We start from the raw sequence: 15217 nt of genomic DNA, 5'->3' as shown, positions 1-15217 counted from the left end.
CCCTCCCCTCCCCAAAACAAAAAAACGGATGTTTCACGTGAAACATCCGTTCGCCATTCCCCTTGTTCGATGCGCCTACGCTCCCGGCACTCCGGGGCCGCCTTTCAGCACGTCTTTCGCCGCGTCGCCCAGCACGTCGCCGAAGCCCTCGCTGAAGCTGCTCGGCACCACCACCGTGCCGCCGGTCTCGCGCACGCTTTCGTACAGCAGATGCATCGCACGCAGACGCAGAGCGGCGTCGTTTTTCGCGTAGGTATCGCCCATATCGTCCATCATTTCGCAGATGTCCTGCTCAGCCTCCATGAGGATGATACGCGCCTTCTTCCGCTGCTCGGCCTGCGCCTCGAGCGACATGACGTCCTGCAGCTCCTTCGGCAGCAGGATGTCGCGGATTTCCACCGACAGCACGGTGATGCCCCACGGCGCCACCTTCTCCTCGAGCACGCGCTTGAGCTCGCGGTCGAGCTGCTCGCGACGGATGGCCACCTCGGCCACGCTCGCGCGCCCGATGGCATCGCGCAGCGCCGTCTGCGCCGCCAGCTCCACCGCGCGCGTGAAGTCGCCCACCTCGATGCACGCCGCCTTCGCATCCCATACGTGCCAGAACAGCACGGCGTTCACGTCAAGCGGCACGAGGTCGGCCGTCAGCGTCTCCTCGGCACCGAACGTCGTGGCGCGCACGCGGGTATCCACGCGCATGGTGTTCTGCTCGATCACCGGAAACGTCCAGAACAAACCGGGCCCCGACACGCGGTTGAACGTGCCGAAGCGCAGCACGACCACCTTCTCCCACTGCTGCGCGATGTGCACGGCAGCCGTCGCCAGCAGCGCGCACACCAGCCCGCACGCCAGCGTCGCCACGCCCACGCCCGCAAGCGCCCACCAGACGCCCACGACGACGCAGAACGTCAGCAGGAACACCACCGTCGAGAACAGCAGCACGCCGGTGCTCGACGCGCGCTCGCCCACCACCTCGGTGGATGCTTCGGGAACAACGCGCATCCCGCGTCGACCCGACGGCGCCGCGTTTCCGTACGCAGCAGCCGCTTCGGCACCGTTTCGCCTCTTCACGCCCATCATGCTCCCGTCCGCGCCTTCTTCGTCGCAGGCCCCACGTCCACCGACACGATGCGCGCCGTGCCGTCGGCGCGCTCGGGCTCGAGGCCTTCGTCCTTTTTGAGCTGCTTGATTTTCTTCGTCATGCATTTCTGCACGTCATCGAGCGATAGACCCAAATCGCGGCACGCGGCCACGCAGTCGCTCATGATGCCGTCGACATCCTTCGTGTACTCCTCGTCCATCTCGGCGTCGAGGTCGCGTACGAACACGCCGCGCCCGCGCGTCGACTCGAGGTACCCGTCGGACACGAGGCTCAGGTACGCTTTGTTCACCGTGTTGTAGTTGATGGATATTTCCGAGGCCAGACCGCGCACCGTCGGCAGCTGATCGCCCAGCTTGAAATACCCCGAGTTGATTAAGTATATCAACCGTTGACGAAGCTGCACCCACAGCGGCACATCGGTTGTCGTATCCACTTCAAACGGAAACATGAATCACATCACTCCCATCGAGCTGAGAACAGGGTGCGCGCCCGCCGCGACCACGCAGAAGCGCATGACGAAACCGCCGGTCAGCACGCAGGCCGCCGTGAACAGCGCCACCCCCGGCACCATGCGACGTCGCCGAGCGAGCACGCCGTCGAGCACGAGCGGTACCGCGAGCCCCAAACCTGCGAAGCAGGTCCAGAACAGCCACGCGTTCGCGCCTTCAACCAGGTCGCGCGCCGACAGCGCGAGCGCCTGCTCCGTGCCGTTCGACGCCGCCGCGCCCGTCGTCGACGCCGCGAACACGAACACCGCCACGATGGCCGCCTCCACGAGGATGACCACGGCGTCGGTGACGGCCAGGCGTTTGAGCACGATGCCGAATGCACGCGCCGCGCCCGTGAGCTGCGCGAGCGCGAGCACGCTTGCCATGCCGCACGACAGCGACGACGCCACGAACAGCGCCGGCAGCCACGGCGTTGCCCACAGAGGCACCGCGCCCAGGCTTTGCAGCAGCAGCCCCGTGTACACCATGACGACGAGCGCCACGAGCGCAGCCACCACTTCCGCACCGCGCACCACGGCGAAATCCCAGGTGCCGACGGCAAGCCACGCAAGCCCGAGCGCCGCCGCAAGGACGAAGCAGGCCGCGAGCGCCCACGAGCCCACCGCCAGATACGACACGCTCGGGTGCAGGAGCAACAGCATCACCCGCTCGGCGTTGCCGAGGTCCGCCAGCAAGCACACGATGCCGAGACCCAGCATGACCAGCGCCACGACGAACCCGCACCCGAGCAGCTTGCGGAAGGGTTCGCCCGCATGCAGGTGCTTGCGATTCGCCGCAACCACTTGATCGCGCGGAACGAGCAGCCCGAGCACCGACAGCACGAGGACGAGCCCCGCGCCCGTGCCCCCGAGGAACAAGTAGCATACGACCAGATCGCTCAGCACGCCGCTCCCTCCTCGCCGCCAACACGCCACGCGCGTCGTCATCGCCAAAATCATAGGATAATTCTAGCATGCGGAGACACGCCGCGCTATTGCGGGATGCGCCGTCGGCGCATCCCGCCCTGTTCGCCGCACCCTCACGAGAAAAATGCGTCTTATTTCCAATAAAAACGCCAATCCGTACTCGAGCGGATACAAGGGTGAGTATCCGAGCGGTTACCCTTTCGCCATGAGAGAAACCGGCAACAAAAAGACGGCGCACAAGGACCCCCTCGTGCAGCAATACGCGACCGACCTCGGCGCGAACCTTCGCCGTCTTCGCAAGGGACAAGGGCTCTCGCAGGAACGATTGGGGCTCATGATCGGCTCGTGGCATTCCCGCATCAGCAACATCGAACGAGGAAAGGTGATTGTGAGCTTTCCCGACGCCGTCAAGCTTTGCCGAGCCCTCGGCGCCGATCCCGAAGAGCTCATCGACCTTTCGACGCTCACCCTGGCCGACTACCCCGAGCCGGCCGACGGTCACGCGCCGCTCTAGCCCCTTCACCCTCCCCCGCTCTCACAGCTGGCTCACCAGGCTTTGCAGCTTGCGGATGAGTCCTTGCGGCAGCGGCACCCCTTCGCGATCCATCGCCCGCACTTCTTCGGCACTGCGAATGGCCATCTGCAACGCACGAGCCGCATCGGCCGACGTTTTCGGACGCATGGCTTTCAGGTGGGCTTTGAGCTGGCCGGGCGTCATCTCTTTACGCTGGTATTCGGCGAACAGATCGCGCTGCTTCTGCGGCGGCAGCTCGGAGATCGCGCGCATGGTGAGCGGGTCGAGGGCGCCCGCCTGCGCCTCCACGCGCCAGTTTTCGTCCAGTTCCCCCGTCAGCTGTTCGGCCTGATCATGCGCCTCGCGCAGGCGCTTCTCCGCCGCGATGGCCCGCTTGACCGTGGCCGGCGAAACCGCCTGCCCCGTCTCCTCCGTCACGATGCGCGCGATGATGTCGTTCGTGCGCACGCCCTTGAGCGACGCGTCGGTGGCGCGCAGCGCCGGCACCTCCCTGCCGATGGCGGCGTAGCGCGCCCCGCGCTCCTCCTGCGACAGGCGGCGCGTCACGAGGTTGGTGACATTGAGCAGCACGCGAGCGCGAGCATCGTCGAGGTCGTCGACGAGCGTGACGGGTATGCGGGCGAACGACGCGTCCTCGCGCGCAAGCCGCCGATACGCCTCGAGTCGCCGGTGCCCCGCGATCATCTGGTAGGCGCCGTCCGGCAGTTGCCGGACGAGCGGCAGTTGGCCGAGCCCCTCGGAGCGAATGGAGTCCACGAGCTCCTGCAGCTCGCGCTCGTCCATGGTGAAGTCGTTCTCCGGATGCGACTGTATTTCGTCAACCGGCAAGGTCATGGTCGTGTAGGACATGGGAATCTCCTTTTTGCATATTATTGCTATATTATACGATATTTTTGAATAGTAGTTTTTCAATTAATCTTATTGGTACTTACCATATTGGATAAAATCACATCCCAAAATCACGGGGTCACCGTGACCCCACTCATCATACCACCCCACTTTGCCTGATAAGCGCGGTTATGTGAATCTGGAGCGAAGCGGCGATTCGCGAAAAGGCCAGCTCATCGTCATCGAGGGGCTCGACGGCTCCGGCAAGGAGACCCAGACGAACCTTCTCCGAGCCAGTCTCATCGAACGCGGCATCGATCTGAGATCCGTATCATTTCCTCGTTACGACAGCCCCTCTTCCGCCCTTGTGCGCATGTACCTGAGCGGTCAGTTCGGGCCGAATCCCGACGACGTCGGAGCGTACGCGGCTTCCACGTTCTATGCGGTCGACCGCTACGCCTCATTCCGATCGGATTGGCAGGCCTTCTACGAGTCGGGCGGCGTGGTACTAGCCGACCGCTGGACCACCTCCAACGCCGTCCACCAATGCTCCAAACTCCCCGAAAGGGAATGGGATACGTATCTGGACTGGCTCTTTGATTTCGAATACCGGTTGCTTGGCATCCCCGAACCCGACCTCGTTGTCTATTTGGACGTGGATCCCAAAGCGAATACGCGCCTTCTCGACGAGCGATCCAAACGAACAGGTACGGGAAAGGACATCCACGAAGCCAACGCAGCTTACCTTGATCGCTGCCGCGAAGCGGCAGATTACTGCGCAAAGCGCGGAAACTGGCAAAGGATCGAGTGCGCCCCACAAGGCCGTCTTCGCTCGATCGAGGACATACACGAAGAAATCGTTAGGTTGATGAAGCAAGATGAGCGATAACCAGATACTCGTAACCAGATCGTCGATGCCCTCTTTTGAGGAGTACTGCAACGAGATAGAGCCACTCTGGGAAACCCACTGGCTTACCAACCGCGGCGAAAAGCACCGACGATTGGAAGAAGAGCTGCAGCGGTATTTGAACGTCCCATTCGTTTCATTGTTCGTGAACGGCCATTCGGCGCTCGAATGCATCCTTGAAACGCTCGAGCTCGGCCACGACGGCCGCGACGAGGTCATCACGACGCCTTTCACGTTCGCCTCGACCACCCACGCGATCGTCCGCAAGGGCCTGAAGCCGGTGTTCTGCGATATAAAGCCGGACGACTACACGCTCGATCCGGCGAAAGTGGAACCGCTGATCACGGACAGGACGTGTGCGATCCTGCCCGTTCACGTGTACGGAAACCTATGCGACGTCGAGGCCATCCAGGACGTGGCGGACCGGCACGGGCTCTCCGTCGTCTACGATGCGGCGCATGCCTTCGGGGTCACGAAGGACGGGGTCGGGGCGGGGAACTTCGGGAACGCCTCGATGTTCTCGTTCCACGCGACCAAGGTGTTCAACTCCATCGAGGGCGGGGCCGTGTGTCATTCGGACGCCGGCCTCTGCGACAGGCTCGCGCAGTGGCGCAACTTCGGCATCACGGGCCCCGAATCGGTCGAGTACGTGGGCGGTAACGCGAAGATGAATGAGTTCTGTGCGGCCATGGGGTTGTGCAACCTGCGCCACGTCGACGAGGAGATCGCGAAGCGCAAGATCGTCTTCGAGCGCTATTTGACAAACCTCTCGGATGTCGCAGGCATTACTTTGCCAAGACTCCAAGTGGGCGTTCGTCCAAATTATGCCTACTTTCCTATCGTCATCGACGAAACGGTCTTTGGAGCTACGCGCGATGACGCATTCGGCGCGCTTGCATCGAAAAACATTAGGGCAAGAAAATATTTCTATCCCTTGATCAGCGATTACGCATGCTACAAAAACTATTCCGAGGCATCGCATACTCCAATAGCTCAACGAATAGCACGACGCGTTCTGACCCTTCCGATGTATGCCGATTTGGATGTAAAAAACGTCGACATAATATGCCGAATAGTGAAAGAAGCAGCCTACGCGAAAGGCAATACCCAAAGAAGGGAAAAATAGTGAGCAAAACAATCCTTATACTGGGCGGATCAAGATACGTTGTTCCTGTCATTGAAGTTGCCCAAGAGATGGGACATCGCGTCGTAACATGTGATTACCTTCCCGATAATTACGCACATTCTCTGTCCAACGAATACCGATACGCCAGCATAGTCAATAAGGATGAGGTTCTACATGTTGCACGCGAGGTCAAAGCAGATGGCATAATGTCATTCGCTGCTGATCCGGGAGTTGTAACGGCAGCTTACGTTGCCGAGCAGCTTAACTTGCCGTTTCAAGGCTCGCTTGAAGCAGTTAAAATCATGCAAAATAAGAATTCGTTCAGAGCTATGTTGTCGGAAAACGGGTTCAACAGCCCCCTTGCATTTAGCTTCAACAACATTTCATCAGTCATGAAAAAGGCTGACGCGTTTCCTTATCCCGTCATTGTAAAGCCAACGGACTCGGCAGGCAGCAAAGGCGTAAGCAGAGTCGATGCAGCTAAAGATCTGCATCGAGCCGCGGAAACGGCTTTCGCATTTTCAGCATCAAAAACATGCATCATTGAAGAATACATCGAAAAGGCTGGTTGCTCTTCCGACTCCGATGGCTTCACGATAGATGGCAGATTCGAATGCCTCTCATTCACCGATCAACTTTTTGACGAGTGTTCAGGAAACCCCTATGCCCCTATGGCGTATTCGATGCCATCCACTATGCCCGAAAGCGCCCAAGTTGAACTCACTCATGATCTGCAGAGACTAGCCAGCCTTTTGGGTTTACGGAGCGGTATCTACAATATTGAAACGAGAATTGGCATCGACGGTGAGCCCTACATCATGGAAATGTCGCCCCGAGGAGGTGGAAACCGCCTTGCAGAGATGCTGCGAATGTCCTCTCAAGTTGATCTCATCAGCGCAAGCGTTTCCGCGGCTCTTGACATACGCATAGAACATGTCGCGATGCCTCAGTATGACGGGTTCTGGTATCAGCAAATGTTATACAGCCGGAAAAACGGCACTTTCGTTGGTATCGAGATCGATCCCATGATTGATCCCCTATGTGTGCGCGAGACACAACTCTGGATCAAACCTGGCGACAAAGTGCATGCGTTCGAGTCTGCCAACTATGCGATCGGCTCTGCATTCTTTCGATTCGACACCAAAGCAGAGCTTGAAGCCTTTACTAAAAAATCGCAGCCTCCGATTACTGTCACGGTCGCATAGGTGGAGGTCATGAAAAGGGAGAACCTAACTAAAGCCATGCGTTGGGAAATTGCTGATCGGCTGGCCGCCGATCGATTGCCTTCCATAAACATGACCTGCTGCTCCGTCAACCCAAGTTCGAGCTTCTATGCACGTTACGGAAAACGCATATTGGACATTGTCATTTCTCTGTTTGCATTGGTTATTACAGCTCCCATCAATCTTGCCATCGCGGCAATTACCCTATTTGATGTGGGAAAACCAATTCTGTTTCGTCAAGAACGCGTTGGGTTGCATGGCAGACTATTTACGATCGTTAAGTTTAGGAATATGCGCGAAACTCGCGACGTCAGAGGTGAACTCTTGCCTGCAGATCAAAGGGTCACGAGATTCGGAAGCTTCGTCCGCAAAACATCTCTCGACGAATTATTGAACTTTTGGAGCATCCTAAAGGGCGATATGAGCATTATCGGCCCACGCCCATTAGTTCCTGAGTACACCCATCGATTCAGCAAAAGACATAAGATGCGCCTTTCCGTTCGACCCGGACTTGAGTGCCCTCCTCGAAATCTCGAAAAGGGAGTCTGGACCTGGGAGGATCAATTCGAAAATGATATTTGGTACGTTGAGCATGTCAGCCTTAAGACAGACTGCTTGATGCTGATCAATTTGATACGATTCGCATTCGATGCCGACAGCGCCGCCGCTCGAGCATCAGTCAAACGTGGAATATTCATGGGATATAGCATCGAGGGCAAACCCATTACTCTCGACGAGGTACCCCAAGAGTATATCGATTCAGTGGCCAGTGGTTATGTAAACAAGTTAAGCAGGCAAAATCAGGTCAGCATTCCTTACGAAGCAGGTGAACTCGATGATGAATTGTACGCGTAAGTTCGAAGGCAAGCATCTCCTCGTACTCGGATCAAGCGCAGGTGCAGAAGACATTGTAAAGTATGCAAAATCCCATGGTGCCCATGTCACCGTTGCCGACTATCTACCGCTTGAGTCCTCATCGGCAAAGCGCTTGGCTAATGGCCATATTCTCATCAGCACCGGAGATGTGAACAGCTTGGAGAAGTTCATTCGAGAGCACAACGTGGATGGCGTCATCTCGGGAATTAGCGAATTCAACCTCCTTAAGGCAATGGAGCTATGCGAACGATGCAATTTACCATTTTACTGCACGAAGGAACAATGGGATGAAGTTGCGCTGAAGGATCGCTTTCGGAAGTTATGTCAAGATGCGAAGGTACCGTGCCCTCGAACTTACTACACCGGAAGTGATCTGTCTGAAATACATTGGAAACAAATCAAGTATCCTTCGGTGGTAAAACCCGTTGATGCGAGCTCGTCCGAAGGTGTCTTCATCTGCCAAGATGAAGACACCTTGCGGGAGAACCTGACCGTTTCTCTCTCAAAATCTCTTTCAGGGGAGGTAATAATTGAGCAGTGCGTTAGAGGAAGCGAATTCACTGCCCATTACACAATCTTAAATGGCCAGCCTCGCCTTGCCTGCATCGACAACAGATACCCCGTAGCCGTACATCAAGGACCAGTTACCACTATTCCTGTAGCGCGCTTGTTCCCTTGCTTATTTCTCGAACAGTACCTAGATCAGGTAAACGAATCTATGGTCAGGCTTTGCGAAAACCTTAACCTTAATAATGCGGTTCTATTTATTCAGGGACTCTACGATGAAGAAAACGATTCTTTTGCAATCTTCGAAGCCGGTCTTCGAAGTGCTGCAGAATGCCCCTGCAGATTCATGGAAGAGATAAATGGACTCAATTATATGCACCTTCTAGTTGATAACGCGCTCTTAGGGTTTTCCGACTACCCTCAAGAATTAGAAAATCCAGGCCTCCATGGAAAATGTTGCGGCATAGTCTCTTTTGTTGCAAAGGGAGGCATTGTTGGATCAATTCAGGGCTTGGAAGAAGCCGTCAACTCGACGCCGAGCGTTCTCGCATACGAAAGTCGCTATCCCGTAGGCTCCCTCACTCCAAACGGAAACACCCTTCATCAACTCATGATACGCTTCGTGATGGCTTGCGAGAACCGCGAGGAGATGGCGCGCGATATCGAGCGATTGAACTCACTCATAAGCGTACGAGATATAGACGGCGAAGACATGGTCATCAAGATGGAACCGAAACGCGTTTTCGGCGTAATGTAGTCATGATCGACTCGATCAAATTGAATCGATCAAAAGACTCCGACTTGAGAATCGAATGGAGTTAATGTGAATATCCTCTTGACAGGCGCAGGCGGCTTTCTAGGAAAGCAGATTCTGAGTGACATAGGAGCCCTTGGATGGGACAACATGCACGTCACAGCCGTCTCGTCTCAAGCGGATGCGCTTCGATCAAAATCGCTTAAGTCGGAAAACAAGAATCGATCGCATAGCATCACGTACGCAAAGCCTCGCGAGGCGTTATCGGAGTCGGAGTTGTTCGAAGGCGCCATTGTGATAAACTGCGCCTTCCCTCGCACAGTCGATGGGAGGAATGCGGCAGCAGGTATTCGATACGTGTCAGACATCCTCCAAACCTCTATCAAGGGAAAGGCTTCCGGGGTTATCAACGTATCGTCTCAAAGTGTATATAGCAAGGAAAGAGAACATGCCGCCACTGAGTTCTCTCTCCTTTCCCCTGAATCCCCATACGCATTAGCGAAATTCGCATGCGAGCTACTCACCGAAGCATATTGTCTTAACAAAGTACCCTACACAAACGTTCGCCTAGCCTCGTTAATAGGGCCTCGCTTCGATCAGAGAGTAGTGAACAAAATTGCCCTGAAGGCGGTCAACCAGGAGCCTATAACCATCGAAGAATCGGGCTGCATGTTTGGCTTCATGGACGTTCGAGACGCATCAAATGGCCTTATTCAGCTTGCCCTTTCAAACCCCAATACGTGGCGCAGCACCTACAATCTTGGCAACGAAAAGTCGTACTCGCTTACCGACATAGCAAATTCCATCGAAAGAATCATGAACTCGATGGATTTAACGATGCCAAACATTGATTTTAAACCAATTGAGCGGAACAAAAAGATCAACAGCGAAGTCGACGCCCAATGCTTCATGAACGATTTCGAGTGGAGCCCATCGTTTACCCTAGATCAGACGGTGCTCGACATAGTCAAGGCGTATTTGCTTGACATGAGGGGAGAATAATCAAGAGTGAACGTCCTTGTTTTGGGAAGATGCATGCCAAATAAGAAGAACTCTTATGGGCTATTTGAATTCAATCAGGCAAAGTTATTGTCCCAACGCCTTGATGGTGTTTGCTACGCTTACGTGGATAATCAATCAATACGAATCAACCGTTCCATACATTCCCGAAATTTCGTTCAAGAAGGAGTTCGCTGTTACGGGAAAAGCCTCCCGATCGGCGGATTGCCAAAACCCAGTATCGAGAAGATACGGAGTTACGAGCTAATTAGCCTGCTCAACGATGTTACCATAGATGGACATCAACCAGATGTGGTATACGCGCACTTCCCGCTCTTGACACTTACCCCTCGATTCGTCCAAGAGCTTACAACGCGAGGGATTCGGTTGGTATGCATGGAGCATTGGTCTAAAGTCCGTAAAACAGAGCTGTCTCAACGAGAAGCGTCTTTTCTCAAACACCTCGTCGCCAACTCCAATGCTTTTTGCTGCGTAAGTGTTGACCTCGAGCGTTCCATCCGGCGCATTACAAACGACAATGCCCCTATATACGTAATTCCAAATATGGTCTCTAGTGAAGTTTTTTGCCCAATCCACTCAAAGAAGGAAATCTCACGAGAAGGCGATGCCTATACCTTCATTGCGCTCGGACGCCTCGTGCGGGATAAGAAGTTCGATTTAGTCCTCGATGCCTTTTCGCGCCTCAGCAACAAAAGAACAAACTTGACCATCGTCGGCGACGGCCCGGACGGAAAGAGACTAAAAAGAAAGACCAGAGCCCTAGGGGTCGATAGAAGAGTGACATTCGTTGGCTGGCTTAATTCAGACGAAGTTGCATCATTATTGAAGATGTCCGATTGCTATGTATCCGCGAGCGACGACGAGACGTTTGGCGTTCCTTTCGTGGAAGCATGGATGTGCGGCATTCCTTGCATTGGGCCAAGCAACAATCCTCTTCGAGACAGCTTCGACGAAACAAGGGGGATGCTATTCGAAAGGAACGATATCGAATCGTTAGCCGAGGCTATGGATGCAGTATCGTCAGATCATTGCGTGAACAGAGTAAGCACCATCTCTCCATGGGCAAAAAGTCGCTTTTCCGAGATAGTTGTTATTGACAGAGTGATCGAAGTAATCAAGACGGCCCTTCAAGAAAAAGACTCGTCAACTAGGATGGGCAAGGATGCAGGCTGACATTCTTAAAACCAACTTATTCGAGTCACATAGCGTGCGGTTGATATCTTGGTTGTTCGCAATCGCATTTGTTATGGAAGCAGCATACATTGAAAGAACTTTCTCGATTGCAAAATGGATAGAGTATGGTTCGCTTTGCTTCGCATTGCTGCTATCGATCGGCATGCATTTCAAGCGGAGGACACCCATATCCATTGAGCTAATCATCCTGTTCTCAATTGCCGCGTACTTATCGCTTCTGACCATGGCAAACGATGGACCTCTACAGCTCATCGCTCGAGATATGCTCCCAATTGTAGCAATATGCCTATTCGTGTCATCATTGAAGTCGGAAGAACTGCCCTCCGTTCTTTCTCTTTGGTGTGTACCACTTTGCATTCTATTGATGATCGACATTGCAACTATGCTTGCCTTTCCAGACGGGATGTACTCGACGGATACGATTTATGCTTCTTATACAGCCAACTGGTTTTTAGGGTATAAAACCGACAGGTTGTCTACCGTATTCCCACTGCTTGTTTTTCTTTCCTTTATTCAGCTTCGCAAGTTCGGTCAAATCAAACCGCTGTTCTATTTTGCATCAGCTCTTGTGGTCTTGGATACCGTATTAAGTGACGGCTCTGCTGCTTTAAGCGGGGTCGTCTTTTTTATCGTATGCACCGCACTGCTCGGAATAAAGGGCTTTTTCTTTTCGCCTTCGTTAAACAAATTGCTTGATTACAGGATATTCTTAACAATTTACATACTCGTAGTGGTAGGAATCGTCGTCATGCAGAACTCCCCCATTATGGAAACAATGAGTGGTTTCTTCTCAAAAAGTACTTCATTGAGCGGCCGCACTCCTCTTTGGCATACGACAATGCAATCAATTTCTGATTCTTTCGTGCTTGGGAAAGGCCTATTGGGTTCGGAAGACTATATCTTTATTACGGGAGGATTCCTGAATGCGCATAATCAGCTTCTAGAAATAGTAACGGAAGGAGGTCTCGTTGCACTTTGCCTCAATATTGCATTAATGATCGTCGCATTCAGGCAGGCATCGCGCAATTCGGGATCAATTGTCTTTCTTTACGGATTGTATAGCTTGTTGCTCGTGGGGATAACCTCGGCAAAGCTGGCTTATGATCCTATGTTCTTTTGTTTGCTGTTCCTAATCGGGAGGTGTCAAGAAAGTGGATTTCATATTCGAAAATCGCACGTATAAAAGACTATCAAGCTCACCTGTTGCCCTAAAAGCCAAGCGAGTTTTATTGGGAAATAGACGCGGACTCAAGGGGGTCAGATCGAACATCAATCGCGTGAATTTGGAGTATTCGAAATCGGTAAATCTTGGCGATTCGCTTTCTCCTGTTGTTGTCTCATGGATGTTGGAGCGTAAATCAATTGACGCCAGTAAGGCAGTAACTGGCACAAAGCATCTTATGGCAATTGGCTCAGTTGCCGGTCGAGGCATCTTCGATACAACGATTTGGGGATCAGGAGTTCATAAACACGAAATGATCGGCCACATAAAAGCACAACGCGGAATACGGAATTGCGATATTCGCACCGTCAGGGGTCCTATTACTAGGGAAGTCTTTTTATCTTCTGGCTATGAATGCCCCCTCAGCTACGGTGATCCCGCCGTCCTCATGCCCCTTATCTATCCAAGACAATCGCGAGAAAAAAGACATAAAGTCTCATTAGTGCTTCATCATGCAAACTCAACGGATAGTTTATATTTGCCCGACAATTGCAACATGTTGAATATCAAAACTTTAGACTATGCAGCATTTATTGACGGAATCCTTGAGTCAGAACTTGTCATATCATCTTCACTGCACGGAATCATTCTTGCAGAGGCCTATGGCGTTCCTTGCGTATTTATGTGTCTTGGAAAAGTAATAGAAGATCAACTCATGAAGTTTGAAGACTGGTACCAGTCTACGGGACGAAGCGATATCGTCATTACTCACAGTCTCGAAGAGGCGCTGAAAACAACGCCGATGAAGTTGCCGGATCTTGACGCAATGCGCAAAAATCTCATAGAGAGCTTCCCGTACGATTTGTGGGAAGCCTGAAAAGACTCATCCGAATGGACGGAATCAAAATGAGCGACGAACCCCCGAACGAAAGGTCTCAGAGCATAAGAGCCCTTGCGTTAATGAAGAATACGGTGGTTCTGGGTCTTGGAACGTTTTTGCCGAAAGTCGCATCATTTGTAATTCTTCCTATCCTTACCGGGTGTCTCACAAAAACGGAATATGGCATTTATGATCTCGTCATAACAATGGTTTCATTATTGCTTCCCGCAGTGACGCTGCAAATTCAAACCGCAGCGTTCAGGTTCTTGATTGAAGTAAGAAATGACATCAGAGGGCAAAGGTCAGTTATCACCAATTCATTTGCATTCGTCCTCCCGATTTCCTTCTTGACGCTAATTATCCTGTTTTTTGCACTGGGCGACATGGATACCATTGTCAAAGTATTCATTTGCTTCTATTTTCTTGCAGATGTGCTCGCAAACGAAGCGCGACAATGCGTACGAGGATTGGGCATGAACGCAAAATATTCCGCAAGTGCTTTCATAAGCGCGCTTGCCCAAATGATACTCGCTATTCTGCTTGTTCTAGTCTTGGGACTCGGATTACTGGGCGCTTCAATACTTCTGTTCTCTGCTGAGGCTCTTGCATTCGTATATCTTGTATTCGCCGCAAAACTATATACATACTTCGATCAAAAGGTCTTAAGGTTTTCTTTAGTAAAAAAGATGCTCGCCTATGCTTGGCCGATGGTTCCCAACAGCATGTCTATGTGGGTAATGAATCTGTCCAATAGAATCGTCATTACGCTATTCATGGGCGTTGCAGCTAACGCCTCATATGCAGTGGCGTCAAAAATACCACAAATCGTGACACTCGCCCAAAGCACGTTTACAATGGCTTGGCAGGAGAATGCGTCCCTCGCGGTAAAAGAAGAAGACAGCAGCGAGTATTATTCCAAAATGTTTGATATCGTTTTTCGTTTTGTCTCCGGGTTCACAGCTCTACTAATTGCGGCAACGCCAGCGCTTTTTCCGCTGCTCGTCAAGGGTGGGTATGATGATGCCTATTTTCAAATACCCGCACTAATCTTTGGTATGCTCTTTTCTAGCATGGCAGCATACCTTGGCGGAATTTATGTTGCGTATATGAAAACAAAGAGCGTCGGGCTTACAACCATCGTTGCCGCCCTTATCAATCTGGGAATCGATATTATTGGAGTTCCCGTCTTTGGCCTTAGCGCAGCCTCAGCAGCTATTGTCGTGAGTTACGTTTTCTTATGCGTCTACCGGATGATTGACGTACGAAAGTTTTCTTACCTTTCTTATAGTATTTCCATTATGTGCGTCACATGCCTAGTAATAATTATTCAGTGTGCACTTTGCATACTTCAATTACCATTGTTTAATGTCGTTAATGCGATTATTGGCATTCTCCTTTTCTCCATACTCAATTATTCTGCACTCAGCAAGATATGCCGAGCCCTGATAATCAAAATGAATACCAAGAATTGAAGCTGTCTCATCCGATCCTGAAATTTTCAATGCGAGCGCGGGGTCACGATGACCCCGCGCTCGCCAGTCACACTCTCGCGTATCCCCCGATGATAAGCGCGGTTATGTAAAGTCAACCGAAACGCTCGGGGATCCGGGGGTTCGCGCCGAGCATCTCGAGGCATCCGACGTCGCCTTCCTCGCGCCGGAGCTCACGAGCGAGGCCGAGGGCCCCCTC

General features: G+C 52.8%; 15 protein-coding genes. 11 read left to right on the top strand and 4 right to left on the bottom strand.

Translation table 11 applies throughout. The features are described from left to right. Positions 1-75 precede the first annotated feature (75 nt). The 3 genes from C1876_RS16740 to nrfD are packed head-to-tail and all read right to left on the bottom strand — an operon-like array spanning position 76 to position 2495. A complete protein-coding gene (locus C1876_RS16740; RefSeq protein ID WP_170139531.1) occupies positions 76-1077 on the bottom strand; it encodes a slipin family protein in 1002 nt (333 codons plus the stop codon). Further along, positions 1077-1550, bottom strand: coding sequence for a GntR family transcriptional regulator (locus tag C1876_RS16735; protein WP_114547857.1), 474 nt, complete (start codon positions 1548-1550; stop codon positions 1077-1079). The genes C1876_RS16740 and C1876_RS16735 overlap by 1 nt, the downstream gene beginning before the upstream one ends. A 3-nt stretch (positions 1551-1553) precedes the next feature. Beyond that, complete coding sequence (gene nrfD, locus C1876_RS16730) at positions 1554-2495, bottom strand: NrfD/PsrC family molybdoenzyme membrane anchor subunit (protein WP_114547856.1); 942 nt, start codon at positions 2493-2495, stop codon at positions 1554-1556. 271 nt (positions 2496-2766) lie between these two features. Here nrfD and C1876_RS18065 point away from each other — a divergent pair, with 271 nt between their 5' ends. After that, the gene (locus C1876_RS18065) at positions 2767-3030 is read left to right on the top strand and encodes a helix-turn-helix domain-containing protein (protein ID WP_227114766.1); all 264 of its coding nucleotides are present in this window, start codon (positions 2767-2769) and stop codon (positions 3028-3030) included. Between the two features lie 21 nt (positions 3031-3051). On the opposite strand, the gene C1876_RS16720 is transcribed toward C1876_RS18065, so the two are convergent. After that, on the bottom strand, positions 3052-3900 hold the full coding sequence (locus C1876_RS16720) for a ParB/RepB/Spo0J family partition protein (RefSeq protein ID WP_114547855.1): 849 nt from the start codon (positions 3898-3900) through the stop codon (positions 3052-3054). Positions 3901-4072: 172 nt separating this feature from the next. On the opposite strand from C1876_RS16720, the gene C1876_RS16715 reads away from it, so the two are divergent. The 10 genes from C1876_RS16715 to C1876_RS16670 all read left to right on the top strand — a co-directional run bounded on the left by C1876_RS16715 (position 4073) and on the right by C1876_RS16670 (position 15000). After that, the gene (locus tag C1876_RS16715; protein WP_211309577.1) at positions 4073-4768 is read left to right on the top strand and encodes a dTMP kinase; all 696 of its coding nucleotides are present in this window, start codon (positions 4073-4075) and stop codon (positions 4766-4768) included. After that, the gene (locus C1876_RS16710; protein ID WP_114547854.1) at positions 4758-5912 is read left to right on the top strand and encodes a DegT/DnrJ/EryC1/StrS family aminotransferase; all 1155 of its coding nucleotides are present in this window, start codon (positions 4758-4760) and stop codon (positions 5910-5912) included. Before C1876_RS16715 ends, C1876_RS16710 begins: the two co-directional genes overlap by 11 nt. Next, positions 5912-7117: an ATP-grasp domain-containing protein gene (locus C1876_RS16705; protein WP_211309576.1), complete on the top strand. Its 1206-nt coding sequence runs from the start codon at positions 5912-5914 to the stop codon at positions 7115-7117. The genes C1876_RS16710 and C1876_RS16705 overlap by 1 nt, the downstream gene beginning before the upstream one ends. A 9-nt stretch (positions 7118-7126) precedes the next feature. Next, positions 7127-7990: a sugar transferase gene (locus C1876_RS16700; RefSeq protein ID WP_114547859.1), complete on the top strand. Its 864-nt coding sequence runs from the start codon at positions 7127-7129 to the stop codon at positions 7988-7990. Then, positions 7971-9275, top strand: a complete 1305-nt coding sequence (locus C1876_RS16695; protein WP_114547852.1) for an ATP-grasp domain-containing protein — start codon at positions 7971-7973, stop codon at positions 9273-9275. The genes C1876_RS16700 and C1876_RS16695 overlap by 20 nt, the downstream gene beginning before the upstream one ends. A gap of 66 nt (positions 9276-9341) precedes the next feature. Further along, positions 9342-10274 carry an NAD-dependent epimerase/dehydratase family protein gene (locus C1876_RS16690; RefSeq protein WP_114547851.1) on the top strand — a complete coding sequence of 311 codons (933 nt, stop codon included), beginning with the start codon at positions 9342-9344 and terminating at the stop codon, positions 10272-10274. Positions 10275-10307: 33 nt separating this feature from the next. Then, positions 10308-11465 carry a glycosyltransferase gene (locus tag C1876_RS16685; protein WP_114547850.1) on the top strand — a complete coding sequence of 386 codons (1158 nt, stop codon included), beginning with the start codon at positions 10308-10310 and terminating at the stop codon, positions 11463-11465. Next, the gene (locus C1876_RS16680) at positions 11455-12669 is read left to right on the top strand and encodes an O-antigen ligase family protein (protein WP_114547849.1); all 1215 of its coding nucleotides are present in this window, start codon (positions 11455-11457) and stop codon (positions 12667-12669) included. Before C1876_RS16685 ends, C1876_RS16680 begins: the two co-directional genes overlap by 11 nt. Beyond that, entirely contained in the window at positions 12638-13525 is an 888-nt protein-coding gene (locus tag C1876_RS16675) for a polysaccharide pyruvyl transferase family protein (protein ID WP_148044590.1), read from the top strand. The genes C1876_RS16680 and C1876_RS16675 overlap by 32 nt, the downstream gene beginning before the upstream one ends. Before the next feature lie 14 nt (positions 13526-13539). Next, entirely contained in the window at positions 13540-15000 is a 1461-nt protein-coding gene (locus C1876_RS16670; protein ID WP_114547847.1) for a lipopolysaccharide biosynthesis protein, read from the top strand. The last annotated feature ends 217 nt before the right edge of the window (positions 15001-15217 follow it).

It is taken from the genome of Eggerthella sinensis (assembly GCF_003339815.1).
Lineage (GTDB): Bacteria > Actinomycetota > Coriobacteriia > Coriobacteriales > Eggerthellaceae > Eggerthella > Eggerthella sinensis.
The sequence above is the reverse complement of the archived record's forward strand: the minus strand, read 5'-3'. Positions and strand labels throughout refer to the sequence as shown.